Genomic DNA, 20,187 nt, shown 5'->3' on the forward strand with positions numbered 1-20,187 from the left:
TTGTCTTCGCAGAGACGCCTCCGGATCGAACCCGGTGGACATCGGTGAGACGCCTCTGAGCCCGCTCAGGCCGATGCTCCGGGCGATTGAAAGCCGGGGGAGTACATCGCCGCCATCCGGGCGGGATTGACGACCCCTTGCCGGGTCATCCAGGCGTCGGCCTCGGAGATCAAGGACCGGCCCTCGTCCCCGCCGAGGATCATCCCGAGTTGGCGACGGGTCGCGGCGGCATACAAAGCCATGTCGACGAGGTCATAGGCGGCCGCAGCGTCCCCGAGTCGGACGACCGCCCCGTCGCGATCGTCACGGTTCCAGGCCAGCGCGGCCCGGATCCAGGCGGCGTGGGCCGACGCCCAGGGGACCCCTTCCCGGGCCAGTTTTTGGGCATCGCGTTCCGCGGCCAGAAGGAACGGCTCCTTCGCCTCGGCCTGCATCGCGGCCCCGAGGGCGCAGCGGGCGTGCAAGTGGTTGATATCGATTCGAATCACGCTGATGTGATTGAGGAGCGAGTAGGCATACTGCTTGCGAACACCGTCGATGTAGTCCCAGCTCGCCGGAGTCATGCCCTCGTACAGCTCGATGTGGGCCCGGGCGAGGACGCCGTTGTGATGCTGGATATGAAAACCGTGGAGCGACCATCGGGCCATGATGCGCGCCAGCTCGCTCCTCGCCTCGCCCGGCTCGTCGGAAGCGACTTTGAACAAGGCCATGAGGTCCGTGTTCAGGTTAGCCTCGGCGAACTGGTCTCCTTTGTCCCGAGCTTCCTTGACGAGGACCGTCCACCGCCGGCCCAACTCGGCGATTTCGCCCATGTAGGCCAGGGCCCACAGGCCGAACGCCTGGGCGGTGCCGACCTCCCAGGCGACCCCGGAGCATTGCTCGCGGAAGACCTCTTCGGCGGACTTGGAGAATTCATAGGACGTCTTCCACTCACCCACCAGGTTATTGATGATCCCCCGGGCCATGTGGATGGTCCCGAACACGTTCGGGTCCTGGATCCTCGCGGCAAGCTCGTCCGCCGTCCGGAGGAGCTTGTTCACGCGAGGGAGTGTGGCGTTGCCGGCCGCGGCGATGTGGGCCGCTTCGAGGGCAAGCGATCGGGCGATGTGATAAGGGACTCCCGTCTTGAGCGACAGCAAGAGGGCCCGGGCCTGGAAGTCGGCCCCTCGGATCCAATCGGCGACGCCGAGGCCGATGGCCACGGACCAGCACACATCGAGACGCGTCAAGGCCTCGGGCGAGACCTGGCTGGGATCGCGCAGGCGGAACGATAACCCTCGGAATTGGATCCTGGCTCGACGCCAGAGTAGAGACATGAGGGCGCGTCGCGGAGTACTCGGCAGTCGCATCCCGACCGTCGTCAGGACCTCGCGGAGGACCGCGATCCCTTCGTCGATGTGGCCGCTGATGAGGAGTTGCATGGCCGCCCGACGGCGCAGCTCCAGCGACTCGGCCACATTCGCCCCATTGGTCGCCGCCAGATAGCAACTCGCCGCCTCCGAACCTCGCCCGACATTCGCCAGGGCATCCGCGAGATTCGTCCGAAGTCGCCTCTCGCGGCTCCCTCGGTCGGCCCAGAGATCGAGGGCGAGGCGATACAGCTTGGTCGCCCGATCGAAGGCCAAAGACTGGGCCGCGTGATCGCCGGCCTGGGCGTAGTACGCGGCGGCCTTGTCCGACTGTCCCGCCCCCTGAAAGTGAATGGCCAGGACTTCTTGATCGAGATATCCCGAGGCTTCGAGTGCCGAGGCCAGGCGCGTGTGGCAGTCCTGGAGCGTCTCGGGCGCGAGGTAGGCCAGGATGGTCTCGCGGACCCGGTCGTGATAGGGCTCGATCCCATTCCGTTCCTCCCTCGTGCCGGTGCCTCGGACCAACCGGCCTACTCGGAGCACCCCCAATGCCGCAGGTCCGTCGCCGACGACCTCGGCGACCTGGCAAGCCATCGCCTGTTCGATCGGGCGGCCGAAGACGGCGATGACTTCGAGGAGGCGTCGCGCCTCGTCCGGCAAGCGCTGGATGCGGCTCCAGATCACGTCGTCGAGGCGGATCTCGCCCTGCCGGGAGGAAGGGCTTGCCTGCTCGAGCCCCGACTGGATGTGGCGGACCAGCTCGGCGATGAAGAACGGATTGCCCCCGGATTCTCGGGCAACGGCCGCCGACTGGACCTCTGGAATGCTGGCCCAGGAATCGTGTCCGAGGAGTTCTCGCGCGAGATCCTCGGCATCGGCCTGGCCCAGTTCGTCGACGGGCAACATGCGCCGGGAGACACCCGGCACCTCGGCCGCCCCGAGGAATTCGCCCAGGAAAGGGCTCGTCGCCTCGTCCTCCCGGCGGTAGGTGCCGACGAGCAGCAGGGCCGGAGGGTCTGGAGGGCTCAGGAGGTCGGAGAGCAGCAAGGCGCTGTCTCGGTCACCCCACTGGAGGTCGTCGATCACGAGGATCAAGGGCCAGAGATTGCCCAGGCGAACCAGCAACTCGCGCAACGCGGCGACGGCTCGCCGCCGCACTTCCTGGGGGTCGGGGATCGCACGCTCTCGGAGTCGCGTCGACGAGATCCCCTCCGCGTGACGGAGCACGGGGAAAACCTGGGCCAGGAGGGGGAGGTCGCTCGGCAGGACGGCCCTGACGTCGGCGGCCGGTAGGTGTCGCAGATGCTTGCTCAGGGCGTCGACGACCCCGTCGAGCGCCTTGTAAGGGACAGCCTCGCGCTCGTAGCAGCGACCGGCCAGGACGACGGCCTGGTCGTCCTCGGGCAGCCGATCGAGGAATTCACGAATCAACGTGCTCTTGCCCGCTCCCGAAGGGCCGTGGGCGAGCAGCAGCGACGTGCCACCCCGCTTCATGACCTGGTAGGCCTCGGCCAAAGCCTTGAGGTGCTCCTTCCTTCCGATCAGGGGGGCCGCGGGTTTCGACGAGGATTTATGGGCGTTGGGGATCGCGACGGAACTATCCCCTCCTCCCAGGCGGCGCAGGACATCGCGACCCGAGGGACGTGCTTGAGGATCGCGCCGGAGGAGGTCGACGCAGAGGATATCGAGGTCCTCGGGGACGTCGGCCGCAAGCTCGCGCGGCGACGGCGGCTGGAACCGCTGCTTGTCCATGAGGACCTCGAGAATCCGGCCCGAGAAAGGGAGCCGACCGGTCAGGGCCTCGTACAACATCACCCCGACGCTATACCAGTCCCCGGCGGGAGTGACAGGCCTCCCGGCCGCCTGCTCCGGCGACATGTACGCGGCCGTCCCCAGGAGGTGCGATTCGGTGCTCTGATGAAGGCCGTCCGAGCCCATCGCGGCGGTGAGGCCGAAATCCAGCAGCACGACGCGACCCGACCTCGTCACGAGCACGTTCGAAGGCTTGAGGTCGCGGTGCAACCAACCCGCGCCGTGCAAGGCCGACACGCCCTCGACGAGCTGCCGGAGCGTGCCGCGGAGTCGCGCCAGTTGGGACGGCGATCGCTCCGATGTCGCGGGGAACGCGGCCGAGACGATCGCGGGGGTGTCCTCCAGTGCGTCGGCCCCATGATCCTGGGTGATCGCCGTCGTCGGCATCATCAGGAACGGCCCGAGGTCTCCCGAATTCCGAGGCTCGATGGTCGTTTCGGAGTCACCCGGCCTGGCATCCGAACGGACGTACCGCAGGAAATCGATCCCGTTGACCAACTCCATCGTGAAGAACCAGTCTCGACCGTTCGAAGCCAGCTCATACAGGGTCACCAGGTTGGCATGGGAGACGTCGGACAGCGCGCGGAATTCCCTCTTGAAGCGATGCAAGGCCGCCGAGTCCGGCTCTCGCATGGTCTTCAACGCGACGAATCGATCGTTCCTCCGGTCGTAGGCGCGGTAGACCACGCCCATCCCGCCCCGGCCCAACTCGCCGACGATCTCGTAGTCGCCCGAGAACAACTCTCCCGGCCGAGGAGTCGCATTCCCATAACCCGATAGATTGGCAGCGTTCGCCTTCGAATCCGCCACCAACTCCATCGACGCAACCGCGACGGCAGCAGCCGAGTCGGGGGCCCGAAGCTTCTGGATCAGCCCCGACAGCTCGCGCACCACGGCAAGCCGTCGTTCCTGTTCCGGAGTCAGATCACGTGAGAATCGGCCCAGTTCGGCCGCGGCGATCTCCTCGCCACGGCGACAACGGTCTTCCCACATGGTCAGCAAGACATCCATCTGACGCTCGTCGCTCATCACACTCCTCGGACACGGCGCCCTCCCTGGAAAATGGGGATTGACCGGAACGGCCGATCGCGCGACATCGAAGCTCGTCCATAAGATCGAGCCGATTCTCCCGGAAGGTCTCGGTCAACCGAGCGCAGGCAGGTGGAAGCACTCGTGGAGTGATTCGGTGGGGAGCGCTTTCCGTGCGTCCTGGACGTTGTGGCCTGTCGCTTCCGGAGGCCACATGCAGGAGGGGCCGCCCGACATCCCGCGACGGAGGATCTCGAGGCGACGACCGACTCCCACGCAAAGATCGCTGATGGGGTCGCATAGCCGCCCACGATCCTGATCGGCGTGCCCTTCTTGCGCATCGTCGTTCGGTTCGGCCATCAAAAAGCCCCAAACTAAGCCGCCTTGCGACCGGAAGTCGCCTCTCCATGTCAAATTATGATCGATTCCGTTTTGTCCGGCAATCCACCTCTACGTCCGATCAGAGACAATGCCTGCTGGCTCACGAAGCGAGCTTGGTGCGGCGACTGAGCCTTCAGGCGCAATAATGTATATGCGATGGGTGCCACGGGTTCCGTCCTCGGACCCCGTGAGGACAAGGCCCGGCCCGATGCCTCCATCCTCGGTCGAAAGCGGACCTCGGAACGGACCGTGAGAACCGCCATCGACAAGATCTGTGTCTCGCCGCGGATGGGACACCGACAAGAAAAGACGGCTCTATCCGCAGGTGACGCGGATCGACACAGATCGAATAGCAAGAGTCTCCAATTTCATCTGTGCTAATCTGCGTCATCTGCGGATCGTCTTGAGCCTCATTTGGTAGTCCCATGTGTCGGGTTGCGGTTTACTTATCCGGTGAGAGTGTGACCTTGCCCACATCGAGCGGCTCATCACTCCGGCCCCCCGGGATCTCGGCGACATCGATTTTGTGACGTCCCTCCGCGATCGTTGCACTCGAGTCGTCACCGAGTGGCCCGAGGCGTCTTTTCTTGAGCTCGGCGAGGATTTCATAGGCACCAGGAGAGACGTCCTCGAAGCGGAATCCATTGGCCACCGTATGTTTGCCGACGTGAACTAATTTTTGATTCTTGCTCGAGGTGAGGAGGATCTCGCTCGATTCCCAATCAACCTCCTCCGCGATCGAGGCCGGGAGAACGAATTGGCCGACGACCGGCCTCCCCGTACCGCCGATCGTCACCCTCGCGGTTTCTCCCGGCTTCACATGAAGGCGATCCGACAAGGGGTACATCGAGATGATCAGGCCACGCCTCACCAACTGCATCACGGCAACCGACCCATCAGGGACCCGTTCGAAAACGAAACGGCCATCGGTCCCCACGACGGCATCGCCATGAAATGCGACGGGAAGTCTGTAGTCGCGCACCAGGGTCAGCCTTTCGCCCACCCCGGGCTTATTCCCGACGTAGTAGGTCCCCTCGATGCGGCCCCACGGTTCGATCGTCATGTCCGAACCGCCTGCGAATTCCTCCGACCTGCGTTCCACAAACCCTTTGTCGTGCAGCACCACGACCGTGAAAGGTGTGTCGAACGTTGGAAATCGAAAGCGTCCATCCGGCCCTGTCTTCATCATCCGGCCCGGCAAAGGGGAGGGAAAACGGCCGTTATTGATCGTCGTTAAGGAGGTCAGGAGCGCGACTTCGGCCCCCGCCAACGGCGAACCGTCGGGGAGCCGGACGACGCCGGTGATCGTCGCGTCGCCCGGCCGCAGTTTGACGTCGAAGGTTCGGTCCCAACTCGTCTCGTTTTCTCCCAAGGCCCGCGAGCGTTCGGGGAGATAGCCGTCGGCCTCGATCCGGACAAACCGGTCGAAACCCCGGTACTCGGCCCCCAGCTTGGCCTCGTATTTTCCGGCCGAACCGGGCACCGTCTGCGGGTATTCCCATTCGAGGTTGCCCCCATTGGTAGCCCCGTGGCCCGTGAGCACCGTGAACCTTTCGATCAGTTTCCCGGTCGTCGCGTCGGTGACAGTACCCCGAACATATCTTGGCCGGGGCATCGTCAGGTCCCTCGCATTCTTCCCGGGCGGGAACGCCAGGAACCGCTTCGACGTGTAGCCCATCGTGCCGAGGTCGACCAGCACTTCGTCCTCGGGAGCATCTTCCCAGCGATATCGGCCGTCCGAATCCGTCACGGATTGCCAGACGAGGGTGGTGTGCCCGCGCCAAGGCCCGGCGGAGACGGGGGCCCCGACGATGGGCTTTCCCGATAGGTCGGTGATCCGGCCGCGGATCGACCGCCCGGGCCCCAGGCGGAATTCGACCGGTTGCCTCTCCTTGGCGACGTCCAGCGGCTTCAACTCGGGAGCATGCCCGGTCGCCTGGACCGTAAATAGCACCGGTCCAACGGGGACGCCGTCGAAGGTGAACAGGCCGTCGACGTCGGTAACGGTCTCCTGGCTCGCATCGGCCTGACGATCCGCCCCCAATCCCACGCGAGCGCCCGGGATCGCCTGACCCTCCCGGTCGAGGACCAGGCCCGTGAACGTGATGCCGTCCGCTTCTCGGAGGACCTTGGGTCCTCCGGCCAGTTGCGGTTCGGGACGGCCGACTTGCGGGACGGCCTTGTCGATGATCCCAGGTGGCATGACCGCCAGCAAGGCCGCCCACGGCACCAGGAGCATGGCCGCCGCAAGGGTCACCTTGGAGAGGTACACCGATCGAAGCACCCGCCAGGCGAGTGACTGCACCGTAGTCGAGACCGCAGTCAGAGCGACGCCCCCGTCGAGTGAACGGAGGGCGGCGGACAGGGTCGCGGCCTTGAGGGCCTCGGGCACCGCCACGGCACCTGCTTCATTCACCAGAGTTGCACCCGAGAGAACCGCCGCCGGCGCCAGGCCTCTGCGGCCGAGCCGCGAGCGGAGCTTCTCGCGTCCCCGGTCGAGTCGGCCTCGAAGCATACCCGTCGAACACCGCAGTCGGCGGGCCGCCTCCTCGTGGCTCTGCCCTTCCAGGTAGCAGAGGATGATCGGTCGGCGATACCTCTCGGGGAGTCGATTCAATTCCTCGTCGAGGATCCCACGCAGGTCGGCCCGGTCCAGCGTTGAGCCGTCTACCCAGGTCTCCGGCCGGGCCTCCCGACGCTCGCGATCACGACGACGCGCGGAGTCGGACCGGGCCCGCGCGGCGACCTTGAAGGCGACGCCGTAGAGCCAGGGGCTCAGTTGCTCGGGGTCGCGAAGCGTCCCCGCCTTTCGGACCAGGATCAGGAACGTGGCCTGGAATGCGTCCGCGACGTCGTGCGGATCACCGAGGATGCGCCGGCAGACGCCCAGGACCATCGGCCCGTGACGCGTCAGCAACGCCTCGAAGGCGGCGTCATCGCCCTGGGCGACAAACCGCCCGAGCAACTGGGACTCGGACAGGCAAGCGACGGTCCCGCGCCGGAAGACCCGGTCGAGCTCACGACTGACGGCTCCGCTCTGTCCGCTGACCATGGGCTTGGCTCCTTCGTCCAATTGATCTTCATCGATCTACTGCCGGAGCGGAGCGCCACTCCATGAAATTTCGCGAAGTTCGTGACTCTCGAAGGGTTTACAACCAACTGGGACCGAAACGGCTTGGCCCTGTCTCCTGGCTTCGGCAGGCTGCTGGTTTCAGTGGAAGTGACGGGCACCGACACGAGCCCATTCGGCCTCAGTTCGATGGGTCGACGTCAATAGGGGGCGTGGATTCGCTCGAATACCATCCCGTTGAAGTCGTGGAGCGTTTTCACATCAACGAGGCCATTCGCCCCGAGTCCTCCGGCGAACAACTTGCCGCCCGAGGCCCAGACGAGACGCTCGCCGTCGAGTTCCGCCCACTCCCAGTCCGGACAACCAATCTCCATGCCGGGACGGGCCAGGACGTGCTCGTCCCAATAGCAGCCCTTGCCGGGAGGAGCGTTCACTTGCGCATGGGCGATCTTTCGGAGTGCCCAACCACCGGAGACAGGCTTCTCGAAGAGGCTTTGGTCGTGCCAATGGCCGATCCGTTCACGAGCGACGAGGAGTCGCCAACCCTCCCGGACGAGACGCACAAAGTACACGCCCGGACACTCGCCTCCGAAGAGACTTGCCGGCGAGTAGGCGTGGTCCCGCACTACGTCTCGGGAATCACGGACGACGGTATGCCCATGCCCATCGTTCAGCCAGTATCGACCGTTCTCCGTGAACAGCCCGCCGCCATGCCAGCAGTCGCCCTTGGCGAATAGCCCGAGAGCCTTGAGATAGGGCGTGCGAGAGACCGCCGTCCAGGAACCCTGGGTTTCTCCCGTCGGCGCACCGCTCATCGCGAAGTAGATCCAGTGTTTCCCATCCGGCGAAAGGTCGCACCGTTGCGCGTAGATTCGGCCCTTGAACCACTGGCCGATTTGGAACGTGTCGGTCCGCCGATCCCAAAGCAGAGTGCAAACCTGTTTGGCCGGCCCTCGCCGAATCACGAGGCCCACCGGGGCCTCGCGGGCCAGGAGGACGTGGAGTCGTGCGGGGAACTCGAGCGGTTGGGCCATGGCGCAGCTCACCTCCGTTCCCAGTCAGTGTATCGGACGGCAGGGTCGCCGCTAGCGATCCGTCGCTCGCCGATCGATTTGTAGGTTCACAACTCGGGACGCGCACAACATTCCGACTTGAACCACAACATCCAAAAATTACAAACACCAAACATTTTCACTACTCAATCAAACAATCGGCCCGATTGCGGCCAGGCCAAGTCTCCAGATACCGTGAGACGGGCATGAAACATCCAGGCGTATCGGATTCGTGCCGGGCGCCACGACTGGATCTCTCGGCGAGGCAGCCGACCCCCAACCCAAGAGTGACCATGGCTAAACGCGAAACCTGGTTCAATGGTCCTGCCCCGGAGCAGGGGCCATCCGAGACGTTGTCCGGGCTGCGACCATTGCTGACCAAACGAAAGAAGGAGGAGCTCGTGGAGGCCTTGATGGAATTGGCCCAGGCCGATCCCGGTGTCCTCCGACGACTCACCTCCCGGTTTGACGCATCGATGTCGTCCGCGAAGCTTGTCGCCGCGACTCGCAAGGCGATCGCCGACGCGACGACTTTCGACGAACGTCGCATCAACACAAACTTTGAATACGACTACGAGGCCTATGAGGAGGTGCAGCGCAACCTGGGCCGTCTGGTCGGCGAGGGGCAGCTTCGGCTGGCGATGGAACTCTCGCTCGAGCTGATGACCCGCGGGAGTGCGCAGGTGGAGATGAGCGACGAAGGGGATATGACCACCGACATCGAGGACTGTTTGAAGGTGGTCTTCGACGCCCTCAAGTCCAGCGAACTGCCGGCGGAGGAGGTGCTCGCCTGGTGTTCGGCGATGAGCGAGAACGACCGGGTCGGATTTATCGCCGAAACGTCGCTTCAGACGCTCCAGACGCGACTTCGGAAGCTCACGAAATGAAAGCGGGCCGCCTCAGTTCGGCGGGAGAGGGGACGGCATTGACCGTGGCAGGAACCCGGTGTTGAAGAAAACACCGGGTTACGAGATGAGCATGAGCCTTGACCGATGGTCGAGCCCGCCGAATCTAGGCCCTCGCGGCGGGCGGCAAGATTCGATTATGATGATAGAGTGAGCCTGCCCGTGCCGCGCCTGACGGCCATGCGACGCCAAGAATACCCTCCCGACCTTTTGACCTGGCGGATCATGCCCATGCGAGCGTTGATCAACTCGCCCCGACGAGCCGAGGGCAGGGGCCCAGGCCCCTTCATTTGCGCGGCCGCGATGGCCGTGGGGCTGATTTCCGGGACACTCGCACAGGCCGACGACGGGCCGGCGCGGGTGATCGACTTCAATCGAGAGATCCGGCCGATCCTCTCGAACGCCTGCTTCCAGTGCCACGGCCCCGACGCGAACAAGCGAAAAGGTAGCGATAAGCCGCTTCGGCTCGACACCGAGGATGGCCCTTTCGCCCCGCTTGGGGGCGAACCGGCGGTCGTCCGCGGGAAGCCGGACGAGAGCGAGTTGATCGCGAGGATCGTCTCCAACGATCCGACGGAGATCATGCCCCCCGCCGAGACCGGGAAGACGCTCTCGCCGAAAGACGTGGAGTTGCTGACCGAATGGGTTCGGCAAGGGGCGAAGTATGCCAAGCACTGGTCCTACGTCAAGCCGGAGCGGCCCGCACTCCCCGAAGTCAAGCGGTCGAACTGGCCCAGGAATGCCATCGACCGATTCGTCCTCGCCAGGCTCGAGAAGGAAGGGCTCGAACCGTCGTCCGAGGCCGAGAATTCGGCCCTGATCCGCAGGCTCACGCTCGACCTGACGGGGCTACCGCCGAGCCTCGCGGAGGTCGATCGGTTCGTCAAGGACGAGAGTCCCGACGCCTACGACCGGCTCGTCGACCGGCTCCTCGAGTCGACCGCGTACGGCGAGCACTGGGCCCGGATGTGGCTCGACCTGGCACGCTACGCCGACTCGGCGGGATACGCCGACGACCCCCCGCGGACGATCTGGGCGTATCGCGACTACGTCATCCGCTCGCTCAACGAAAACAAGCCGTTCGACCGTTTCACCGTCGAGCAGATGGCCGGCGACCTCCTGCCCAACCCGACCGAGGATCAACTCGTCGCCACCGCCTTCCACCGGAACACGCTCACCAACAACGAGGGGGGCACCAACGACGAGGAGTTCCGCAACGTCGCCGTGGTCGACCGCGTCAACACGACGATGTCGGTCTGGATGGGGACGACCATCGCCTGTGCCCAATGCCACGACCATAAGTACGACCCGCTCTCTCAGGCCGAGTATTTCCAGATCTTCGCCTTCTTCAACAACACGGGCGACGCCGACCGGCCCGACGAATCGCCGCTCCTGCCTCTTGAGACCGCCGTCCAGCGACAGCTCAAGGCCGACCGGCAACGCGAGGTCGCGAAGCTGGAGGCCGACCTCGCCTCCACCTCGCCCGAGCGACTCGCCGGCCTGGCCGCCTGGGAGAAGCGAATCGCCGCCGGCCCTTCGTGGCACACGATCGACCCGTCGACGATGCGATCCGACGCCGGGGCCCGGCTGTCGAAGCTCGACGACCGCTCCGTGCTCGTCGGGCCTGGGGCCAACTCTGATGTCACGACGATAGAGACCTCGACCGTCCTGCCGAGCCTCTCGGCGCTCCAGGTCGAGGCCCTGCCCGAAGGCTCGCTCCCCGGCAAAGGCCCGGGCCACGCCGGGGGCGACTTCGTCGTGACGAGGGTCCTCGCCTCGGTCACGAAGCCTGGGGGCCCTTATCCGACCGCCCGGTATGTCCGAGTCGAGCTCCCCGGCCCGAAGAAGTTCCTCTCGCTCGCCGAGGTCCAGGTCTTCCAGGGGTCCGAGAACGTCGCCCCCAAGGGCGAAGCGAAGCAGAGCAGCACCGCGTTCAACGGCCCGGCCGCCCTGGCGATCGACGGCAACACCGACGGCGACTACAACAACGCCAAGTCGACGACCCATACCGAGGAGTCGGACAATCCCTGGTGGGAGCTCGACCTCAAGTCCGCCCGCCCGATCGAGCGGTTGAAGGTCTGGAACCGCACCGACGGAGGGACCGCGCCCCGCCTGGCCGGGTTCCGCATCGTGCTCCTGGACGAGAAGCACGAGCCGGTCTGGACGAAGGACGCGATCCCGGCCCCGAAGCTGAGCGCCGAGTTCGCCCCCAGCAACGAGCGGGCCATCGCGTTCTTAACCGCCTTCGACGAGAACGCCGACTCGTCGCCCGAGCTCAACCGCGTCTTCGGGAAAGCCGAGGCCCAGGGTCTCGGCTGGTCGGTGGTGGGGCAAGCCGGGAAACCGCATACGTTGACGCTGGTCCCCGCCTCTCCGATCGCGGTCGAACCGGGCTCGACGCTCACCGTGAAGATCGAGCAGAAGGCGACCCCGGGGGGCCGGACCCTCGGGCGTTTCCGCCTCGCGGTCGCGTCGGACGACACGGCCCTGGAGCTCGCGAAGGCGCCGGTGCCGATCCGGAAGGCCCTCAAACTCTCGGCGACCGGGCAGGCGACGGGCACTCGTGACGAGCTGACCAAGTATTACCTGGCGACGGCCGCCCCCGAATTGAAGCCCGTCCGCGAACGGCTCGCGGTGCTCAAGAAAGAGCTCGCCGAGATGAAGCCGGAGACCACCGTGCCGATCCTCCGCGAGATGCCGAAGGAGTCGAGGCGAGTCACCAAGGTCCATCGCCGGGGGAACTACCTCGAGCTCGCCCAGGAGGTCACCGAGGGGACCCCGTCCGCCCTCCACCCGTTGCCCGCGGGGGTGAAAAAAGACCGGCTCGCGCTGGCGAACTGGCTGATGAGCGACGAGAACCCGCTTACTGCCCGGGTGATCGCCAACCGGTACTGGGAGCAGCTCTTCGGCGCGGGGCTCGTCCCGACGAGCGAGGAGTTCGGCTCGCAAGGGGAGCTGCCGACGCATCCCGAGTTGCTCGACTGGCTCGCCACCGAGCTGATCCGAGGGCGTTGGGACCTCAAGCAGTTCGTGAGAACCCTCGTCACCTCGGCGACCTACCGGCAAGACTCGCGTGTCAGCCCCGAGGCGCTCCGCCGCGACTCGGAGAATGTCCTGCTGGCCCGAGGTCCCCGGTTCCGGCTCTCGGCCGAGACGATCCGCGACCAGGCCCTCTTCGTCGCCGGGCTGCTGAGCCCCAAGGCGTTCGGCCCGCCGGTCAAGCCGCCGCAGCCGGCCTCGGGCCTGAGCGCGGCGTTCGGTCCGGGAATCGACTGGCAGACGAGCGCGGGGGAGGACAAGTATCGTCGGGGGTTGTACACGACCTGGAGGCGATCGAACCCGTATCCGTCGATGACGACCTTCGACGCCCCGAACCGCGAGGTCTGCACCGTCCGACGGACCCGGACGAACACGCCGCTGCAGGCCCTGGTCACCCTCAATGACCCGGTCTACGTCGAGGCCGCCCAGGCCCTCGCGCGGCGGATCGTCGCCGGGGGTAAGACGCCCGAGGAGCGGGCCCGGTTCGGGTTCCGTGTCTGCCTCGCCCGCCAGCCGACCGCAACGGAGCTCGAACGGCTCGTCGCACTTCATGAATCGGCGGCCAGCAGCCTGGCGAAGGACAAGGCGAAGGCCCTGGAGATGGCGACCAACCCGCTCGGCCCGGCCCCGCAAGGGTCCGACATCGTCGAGCTCGCGGCCTGGTCGGTCGTCGGCAATGTCCTGCTCAACCTGGATGAGATGCTCATGAATCGGTAATCTATCCCTCTCGCCGAGGGTCGACGCAACCACGCCGGGCCCGTCGCCAAAGGACGACCCGGCTCCTTCGCCAACGCGGGCTTGCCTGATCCATCCCCCTCGTCGACCCTCGACCGGGGCGTGATTCCCTCCGCGGTTCCGGGAGAACGACCGATGCATCCTGAGTACGAACGCGTGCGCCAGATGACGCGCCGGCACTTCTTCAAGGAGAGCCAGGCGGGCGTCGGCGCGATCGCCTTGGCGTCGCTGCTCGCCAAGGATGCGCCCGCGGGGACGACCGCGGGCAAGGTCGTGAACCCCTTGGCCCCGAAGAGTTCGCACTTCGCCCCGAAGGCGAAGCAGGTGATCTACCTCCACCTGACGGGGTCGCCCCCGCACCTCGACCTCTTCGACTACAAGCCCGAGCTGGTGAAGAGGGACGGGCAGGACTGCCCCGACGCGTTCCTCAAAGGGAAGATGTTCGCGTTCACCACCGGCACACCCAAGCTCCTCGGCACCCCGCGCAAGTTCGCCCAGTACGGCGACGGCGGCGTCTGGATGTCGGACGCGATCCCGCACCTCCACAGCGTGGCCGACGAGCTCTGCGTGATCCGGTCGATGAACACCGACCAGTTCAACCATGCTCCGGCCGAGCTCCTGCTCTACACCGGCTCCGCCCGCTCGGGCCGGCCGGCGATGGGGGCGTGGGTGACCTATGGCCTGGGGACCGAGAACGAGGACCTCCCCGGGTACGTCGTGTTGATCTCGAGCGGGGTGCAGCCGAACGGGGGCAAGAACTCGTTCGGCAGCGGCTTCCTGCCCTCGGTCTTCCAGGGGGTCCAGTGCCGCTCGAAGGGGGACCCGGTGCTCTACGCGTCCGACCCCGCCGGCATGGACCGGTCGATGCGGCGGATGAGCCTCGACGCCCTCAAAGACTTGAACGAGATCCAGGCGCAAGAGCTCGGGCATCCCGAGACCGTCACCCGGATCGCGCAGTATGAGCTGGCCTACCGGATGCAGACCTCGGTCCCCGAGGTTATGGACATCCGCCGGGAGCCGAAGCACATCCTCGAGGCGTACGGGGCCCAGCCGGGCGCCTCGAGCTTCGCGAACAACTGCCTGCTCGCCCGGCGGTTGGTGGAGCAGGGGGTCCGGTTCGTCCAGCTCTTCGACTGGGGCTGGGACTTCCACGGGACCTCGCCCGACCAGGGGCTCAAGGATGGCCTGACGAATAAGTGTGCCACGATGGATCAACCGATCGCGGCCTTGATCAAGGACCTGAAGTCGCGCGGGATGCTCGACGAGACGATCATCATCATCGGCGGCGAATTCGGCCGGACCCCGTTCCGAGAAGGGCGGACCGCCGCCAGCGCCGTGCTGGGGCGCGACCACTTCCCCGACTGCTACACGATGGTCGTGGCCGGCGGCGGCTTCAAGCCCGGCATCATGCACGGCGAGTCGGACGAGCTGGGCTTCAGCGTCGCCCGGGACAAGGTCCACGTCCACGACCTCCAGGCCACGATCCTGCACCTGCTCGGGCTCGACCACGAGCGGCTGACCTTCCGCTTCCAGGGGCGCGACTTCCGCCTCACCGACGTCCACGGCCGAGTGGTCAAGGACATCCTCGCGTGATCAGGCCGAGGGCCGCGTCCCCCTCGGCTCTCGGAACCCTTGGATCAGCGTCTGTCCCGACGACGGCCCGGCCGTGTTTCCGTTCCAGACCCGATGGAGAGATCAACGTGCCCTCCGCTCCCTTGCAACGCCGACGCGTGACCTTCACGCCGCTCCTCGCCCTGGCGCTCGGCCTCGTCGGTCTCGCCGTTGTCCGCTCCGCCTCTGCCCAGGAGGCCGGGCGGTGGTCGACCCAGAAGCCCGAGTTCGCCACGTCGCACACCCGGGGCGCAGCCAGGACGCCCGCCCCCGTGAGCAAGGTCCAGGAGGCGCTCGCGAAAGGCCCCGCCCCGGTCTGGATCTGGGGGGAACGCCCGGATGTCCGCTACTTCCTCAAGACGACGTTCGAGGGGGGCTCGTCGGCCGCCTTGCTGAAGGCCTCTTGCGACAACTCGATGACCATCTTCCTCAACGGCCGGAAGGTCGCCGAGGGGAACAACTGGTCCGAGCCCGTCACGGCCGACGTCCAGGATCGCGTCCGCGCGGGCAAGAACGAGCTGGTCGTCTCGGTCGAGAACGAGGGGGATGTCGCCGGTTTCGCTCTGAAGCTCGCCCTGGTCCTCGCGGACGGGAGCACGCGGTACGTCGTCTCCGACAGCTCATGGACCGCGGCCTTGCGTCGTGACGCAAAGGACGGCGTGGCCGTGAAGACGCTCGGCGCGATGGGGAGTGGCCCCTGGGGCGACGTCTTCGCGAAGGAGACGCCCGGCGAGTCCGCCAACCGTTACGTCTTCGAGGTCGCCCCGGGCTTCCGGGTCGAACGACTCTACACCGTCCCCCGCGACGTCCAAGGCTCCTGGGTCTCGATCACGTTCGACAACAAGGGACGCCTGATCGCCAGCGACGAGAGCAACAAGGGGCTCTACCGGATCACCCCGCCGCCCATCGGCGGCGACCAGCCGACCAAGGTCGAGAAGCTCGACGCCAAGATCACCTCGGCCCAGGGGATGCTCTACGCCTTCGACAGCCTCTACCTTTCGATCAACGGCGGCCCCGGCAGCGGCCTCTATCGCGCCAAGGACACGGACGGCGACGACCAGTACGACAAGATCGACAAGCTCGCCGAGTTCCGTGGCGGCGGCGAACACGGCCCGCACGGCCTCCGGCTCTCGCCCGACGGCAAGTCGATCCTCATCGTCTGCGGCAACCACACCCTCCCGCCCGAGAAGCTCGACCCGGGTCCGGTCATGACCAACTGGGACGAGGACCTGCTCCTGCCCCGGCAGTGGGACGCCAACGGCCACGCCCGAGGCATCCTCGCGCCCGGCGGCTACGTCGTCAAGACCGACCCCGAGGGCAAGACCTGGCAGGTCACGAGCATCGGGTATCGGAACTCGTACGACATGGACTTCAACGCCGACGGCGAGCTGTTCGTGTACGACTCCGACATGGAGTGGGACCTCGGCATGCCCTGGTACCGCCCGACCCGCGTCAACCACGCGACCAGCGGCAGCGAATTCGGCTGGCGGAGCGGCACCGGCGTCTGGCCGGCGTCGTACCTCGATAGCCTCCCGCCGATGACCGACATCGGCCCCGGGTCCCCGGTGGGCGTCTCGTTCGGCTACGGCACCAAGTTCCCGGCGAAGTACCAGAAGGCCCTGTACCTCTGCGACTGGACCTTCGGCACGATGTACGCCCTCCACCTCGTGCCCGAAGGCGCGACCTACCGCGCGGTGAAGGAAGAGTTCCTCTCGCGAACCCCGCTCCCCCTGACCGACGTCGCGGCCGGGCCCGACGGCGCCCTCTACTTCAGCGTCGGCGGCCGAGGGACCCAGTCCGAGCTCTACCGCGTGATGTATGCCGGCGAAGAGTCGACGGCGACCGTCGACGCCAAGGATCCCCGGTTCGCCGACGTCCGTGCCCTCCGCCATCGCCTCGAAGAGTATCACCATCGCGAAGCCGACCCGACCGAGGCCGTCGAACTTGCCCGGTCCTACCTCGGCCATGAGGACCGGTTCATCCGCTACGCCGCCCGGGTCGTCCTCGAACACCAGGACCCCAAGGCCTGGCAGGACATGGTGCTCGAGCTGAAGGACCCCGAAGCCCTCCTCACCGGCGTCGTCGCCCTCGCGCACCAGGGCGACAAGTCGCTCAAGCCCCGGATCCTCGAGGCGATCGAACGGCTCGACTTCGGCACCCTCGGCGAACCGCTCCAGCTCGACATGCTCCGGGCCCTCTCCCTGGTCTTCATCCGGATGGGCGAGCCCGACGCGACGACGGCCTCTCGCTTCGTCGCGAAGCTCGACCGGTACTTCCCTGCGAAGGGCGACCTGCTCAACCGAGAGCTCGCCAACATGCTCGTCTACGTGAAGTCGCCGACGATCGCCGCCAAGGGAATCGCCCTCATGAAGGCAGGTCCCAAGGAGTCGGCGTCGACCGTCTCGGAGCTGCTCGCCAGGAACCCGGGCTATGGCGGCACGATCGCCCAGATGCTCGCCAACAAGCCGGACGCCCAGAACATCCACTACGCCTTCGCCCTCCGCAACCTCAAGGAGAGCTGGACGCCCGAAGAGCGCAAGTTCTACTTCCGCTGGCTCCACGACGCCCACAAGTGGAGCGGCGGGGCGAGCTACCAGGGGTTCATCACGAACATCGACAAGGAGGCCTTCGAGAACGCCTCCGAGGCCGAGCGACTCATCGTCGAAGCCACCGGCGCCCGCGCCCCGTTCCAGGTCAAGGAGCTCCCCAAGCCGAAGGGTCCCGGCCACGAGTGGAATCTCGACGAGCTGCTGACCTTGTCCAAGACGAAGATGACCGGGCGTAGTTTCAAGGACGGCCAGACGATGTTCGCCGCCGCCCGCTGCGTCCTCTGCCACCGCTTCGGCGGCGACGGGGGCGCGACCGGCCCCGACCTCACCCAGGCCGCGGGGCGGTTCGGGTTCAAGGACCTCTCCGAAGCGATCATCGACCCGAGCAAGGTCGTCTCCGACCAGTATCGCGCCTCGACCATCGCCACGACCTCGGGCAAGGTCTACAACGGCCGGATCGTCAGCGAGTCCAAGGACGCCCTCACGATCCTCACCGACCCCGAAGACTCCACCAAGGTCGCCGAGGTCGCCAAGTCCGACGTCGACGAGATGAGCCCCGCCAAGACCTCGCTGATGCCCGAGAAGCTCCTCAACTCCCTGAACGAAGACGAGGTCCTCGACCTCCTCGCGTACATCCTCTCTCGAGGTGACGCGAAGGACCCCATGTTCCAGAAGAAGTGACAACCCGTGCCGGACCCCGGTGTTTCTCCGACACCGGGGTTCGGCCGCAGTCATGGCCGGGTACCGTCCGCGACGTCCCCATCCGGTGACAGAAACCCGGTTGGCTCATGCAGCATCGGAACGACGGACATACATAAGCCGCTTCATCCCGGCCGCCACGGCGAGGCCCGACAGGACGACCGCGGCCGTGACCCAATGGACGTGCGCGGCGTACCAATCGAATCCCCGCTTGAGCGGGTGGCCGAGGATCACGGCCCGGGCCTCGGCGTCGTTGAGGTGGGGAGCGGCACCTCCTCCACCAAGGGCATATTCATAAGAGAATACCCCGCCGCCGAAAGCCGCGTGGTGGGCTAAAGCACCTCCTCCCGCGGCAAATTCCCAACCGATCGCGCCTCCCCCGCAGGCCTGCCAACCGATCCCGAGGCCCCCGAACCCGAACACGCCGAGCCCCAGCCCGCCCAGGGCGACAACTCCCAACGCGAGCCCGCCGACCGCGAAGACGCCCAAGGCAACCCCGCCGAAGCAGATTCCTCCCACAGCACGACCGCCGATCGCAACAAGTCCCCGCGCCTTGCCGCCGATCGCCAGGACAATCCCTCGCGCATCATCCCCGATCGCGATCCAGCCCCGGGCGATTCGGGGATCAAACCTCGTCGGGATCGGCCCACCGATCGGCCGAGGGTCGCTGACGTTGATGTCGACCAAGGGAAGTCCAAGGAGCGTCGCCCGGCTGCGATGGACTCGCCCGCGGTATCGGGCCGCCAAACCGTCGACCCTCGTCTTCATCGCCGTGTGATTCGCCTCGGAGGCCGGGCCGCTCTCCGCGCGGATCTTCGCCACGGTCCGGCTCAGCCGGATCGTTTCCACGAGGATGTAGCCCTGTAGCGCCGCGAGCCAGCACCCCAGGCCGACCAGATACGCGGGGCGTCCGGCGAGGGTCCAGATCAACGCGAAGAGCAAGGCGATCATGACGACGGAGACGAGCAGCATCCGCCGGCCGGCGCGGAGGATCTCGTCCCGCTCTCGGGTCGTGGGTGCAAGTTGGGCCGGGAGCCAGGTTCCGAACCATTGCCCGACGACCCCGAAAACCGAGCCCAGGAGGCCCCCCAGCAGACCGCCCGAGAGGCCAAAGCCAACAACCGCTTTCGCGACCGGGGGAGCGGCCGCAACCCCGGCGGCCATCGCCCCTTTGGCGCTCGAGGCGCCGGCGGCCAGGCCGGAGATCACCGCCACGGTCAAGCGACGGCCCGGCCGGCTCCGCCGCAGGCCGGCCTCGACCCGCTCGGCCATCCGATCCCGCAGCATCGCCCGCCCTCGGGAGAGCCGTTGCTTGACGGCGTCCTCGGTGAGCTCCAGGGCCGAAGCGACATCCGCGACCGACCGCCCCTCGCGATAGAAGAGGATCAACGCCTCCCGATATGACTCGGGGATGCTCTCGAGGGTCTTCCAGACCATCGCCTCTTCTTCCCGAGAAACGGCCTCCTCCAGCGGCCCGGGCTTTTCGGCCGGGGACTCCGGCACCGACTCGAGGGCGGCCGAATCCGCAGGGCGTGCGGCCCGACGTCCCGCGTTCTTCCCGAGGTTCCTCGCGATCCCGCAGAGCCAAGGCCGGAGCCGGCCGGGATCGAGCAGCGACGCCCGCTCTCGCCAGGCCGCCCAGAAGGTCTCCTGGGCCACGTCCTCGCTGAGCGCCAGGTCGCCGCACGCGTTGTAGGCCACGGCGGCGACCAGCGACTGGTGCCGCTTCACGAGGACCTCGAACGCCTCGACACTCCCCCGACAGACAAGAATCCAGAGGTCGGAATCGAGCGTCCTCTCACTCGGAGTCGGAGTCGAACTCGACAGCGTCATGACGTTCCCCCGTTGACGTTTTCCAGGACGATCAGGGGCGCCACGGTCCCGCACGCCCTCCGAGATCAGTGGCGCGAGGCCGGTCGGAGGTGACAGGATTCTTCCGAGTCGTGCGTAATGGCA

General features: G+C 66.5%; 9 protein-coding genes. 4 read left to right on the forward strand and 5 right to left on the reverse strand.

The annotated features are described in order from the left end of the window. Positions 1–65 precede the first annotated feature (65 nt). The 4 genes from ACYOEI_RS29025 to ACYOEI_RS29040 form a co-directional block, all read right to left on the reverse strand. A complete protein-coding gene (locus tag ACYOEI_RS29025; RefSeq protein WP_462853153.1) occupies positions 66–4,190 on the reverse strand; it encodes a serine/threonine-protein kinase in 4,125 nt (1,374 codons plus the stop codon). Between the two features lie 114 nt (positions 4,191–4,304). Continuing rightward, entirely contained in the window at positions 4,305–4,550 is a 246-nt protein-coding gene (locus ACYOEI_RS29030) for a hypothetical protein (protein ID WP_462853154.1), read from the reverse strand. Positions 4,551–5,013: 463 nt separating this feature from the next. Then, positions 5,014–7,623 (reverse strand): sigma-70 family RNA polymerase sigma factor, encoded by a 2,610-nt coding sequence (locus tag ACYOEI_RS29035; RefSeq protein ID WP_462853155.1) that lies wholly within the window; start codon positions 7,621–7,623, stop codon positions 5,014–5,016. Between the two features lie 218 nt (positions 7,624–7,841). Further along, the gene (locus tag ACYOEI_RS29040; RefSeq protein ID WP_462853156.1) at positions 7,842–8,675 is read right to left on the reverse strand and encodes a hypothetical protein; all 834 of its coding nucleotides are present in this window, start codon (positions 8,673–8,675) and stop codon (positions 7,842–7,844) included. Positions 8,676–8,986: 311 nt separating this feature from the next. On the opposite strand from ACYOEI_RS29040, the gene ACYOEI_RS29045 reads away from it, so the two are divergent. From ACYOEI_RS29045 to ACYOEI_RS29060, 4 genes are all read left to right on the forward strand, one after another. Next, positions 8,987–9,580, forward strand: a complete 594-nt coding sequence (locus tag ACYOEI_RS29045) for a hypothetical protein (protein ID WP_462853157.1) — start codon at positions 8,987–8,989, stop codon at positions 9,578–9,580. Positions 9,581–9,829: 249 nt separating this feature from the next. Beyond that, positions 9,830–13,354: a DUF1553 domain-containing protein gene (locus ACYOEI_RS29050; protein WP_462853158.1), complete on the forward strand. Its 3,525-nt coding sequence runs from the start codon at positions 9,830–9,832 to the stop codon at positions 13,352–13,354. Between the two features lie 153 nt (positions 13,355–13,507). Further along, on the forward strand, positions 13,508–14,965 hold the full coding sequence (locus ACYOEI_RS29055; protein ID WP_462853159.1) for a DUF1501 domain-containing protein: 1,458 nt from the start codon (positions 13,508–13,510) through the stop codon (positions 14,963–14,965). A gap of 107 nt (positions 14,966–15,072) precedes the next feature. After that, on the forward strand, positions 15,073–18,213 hold the full coding sequence (locus tag ACYOEI_RS29060) for a c-type cytochrome (RefSeq protein WP_462853160.1): 3,141 nt from the start codon (positions 15,073–15,075) through the stop codon (positions 18,211–18,213). A gap of 105 nt (positions 18,214–18,318) precedes the next feature. Here ACYOEI_RS29060 and ACYOEI_RS29065 read toward each other — a convergent pair whose 3' ends face one another. Further along, entirely contained in the window at positions 18,319–20,064 is a 1,746-nt protein-coding gene (locus ACYOEI_RS29065; RefSeq protein ID WP_462853161.1) for an RNA polymerase sigma factor, read from the reverse strand. Between the last annotated feature and the right edge of the window lie 123 nt (positions 20,065–20,187).

This window comes from Singulisphaera rosea, assembly GCF_054877945.1.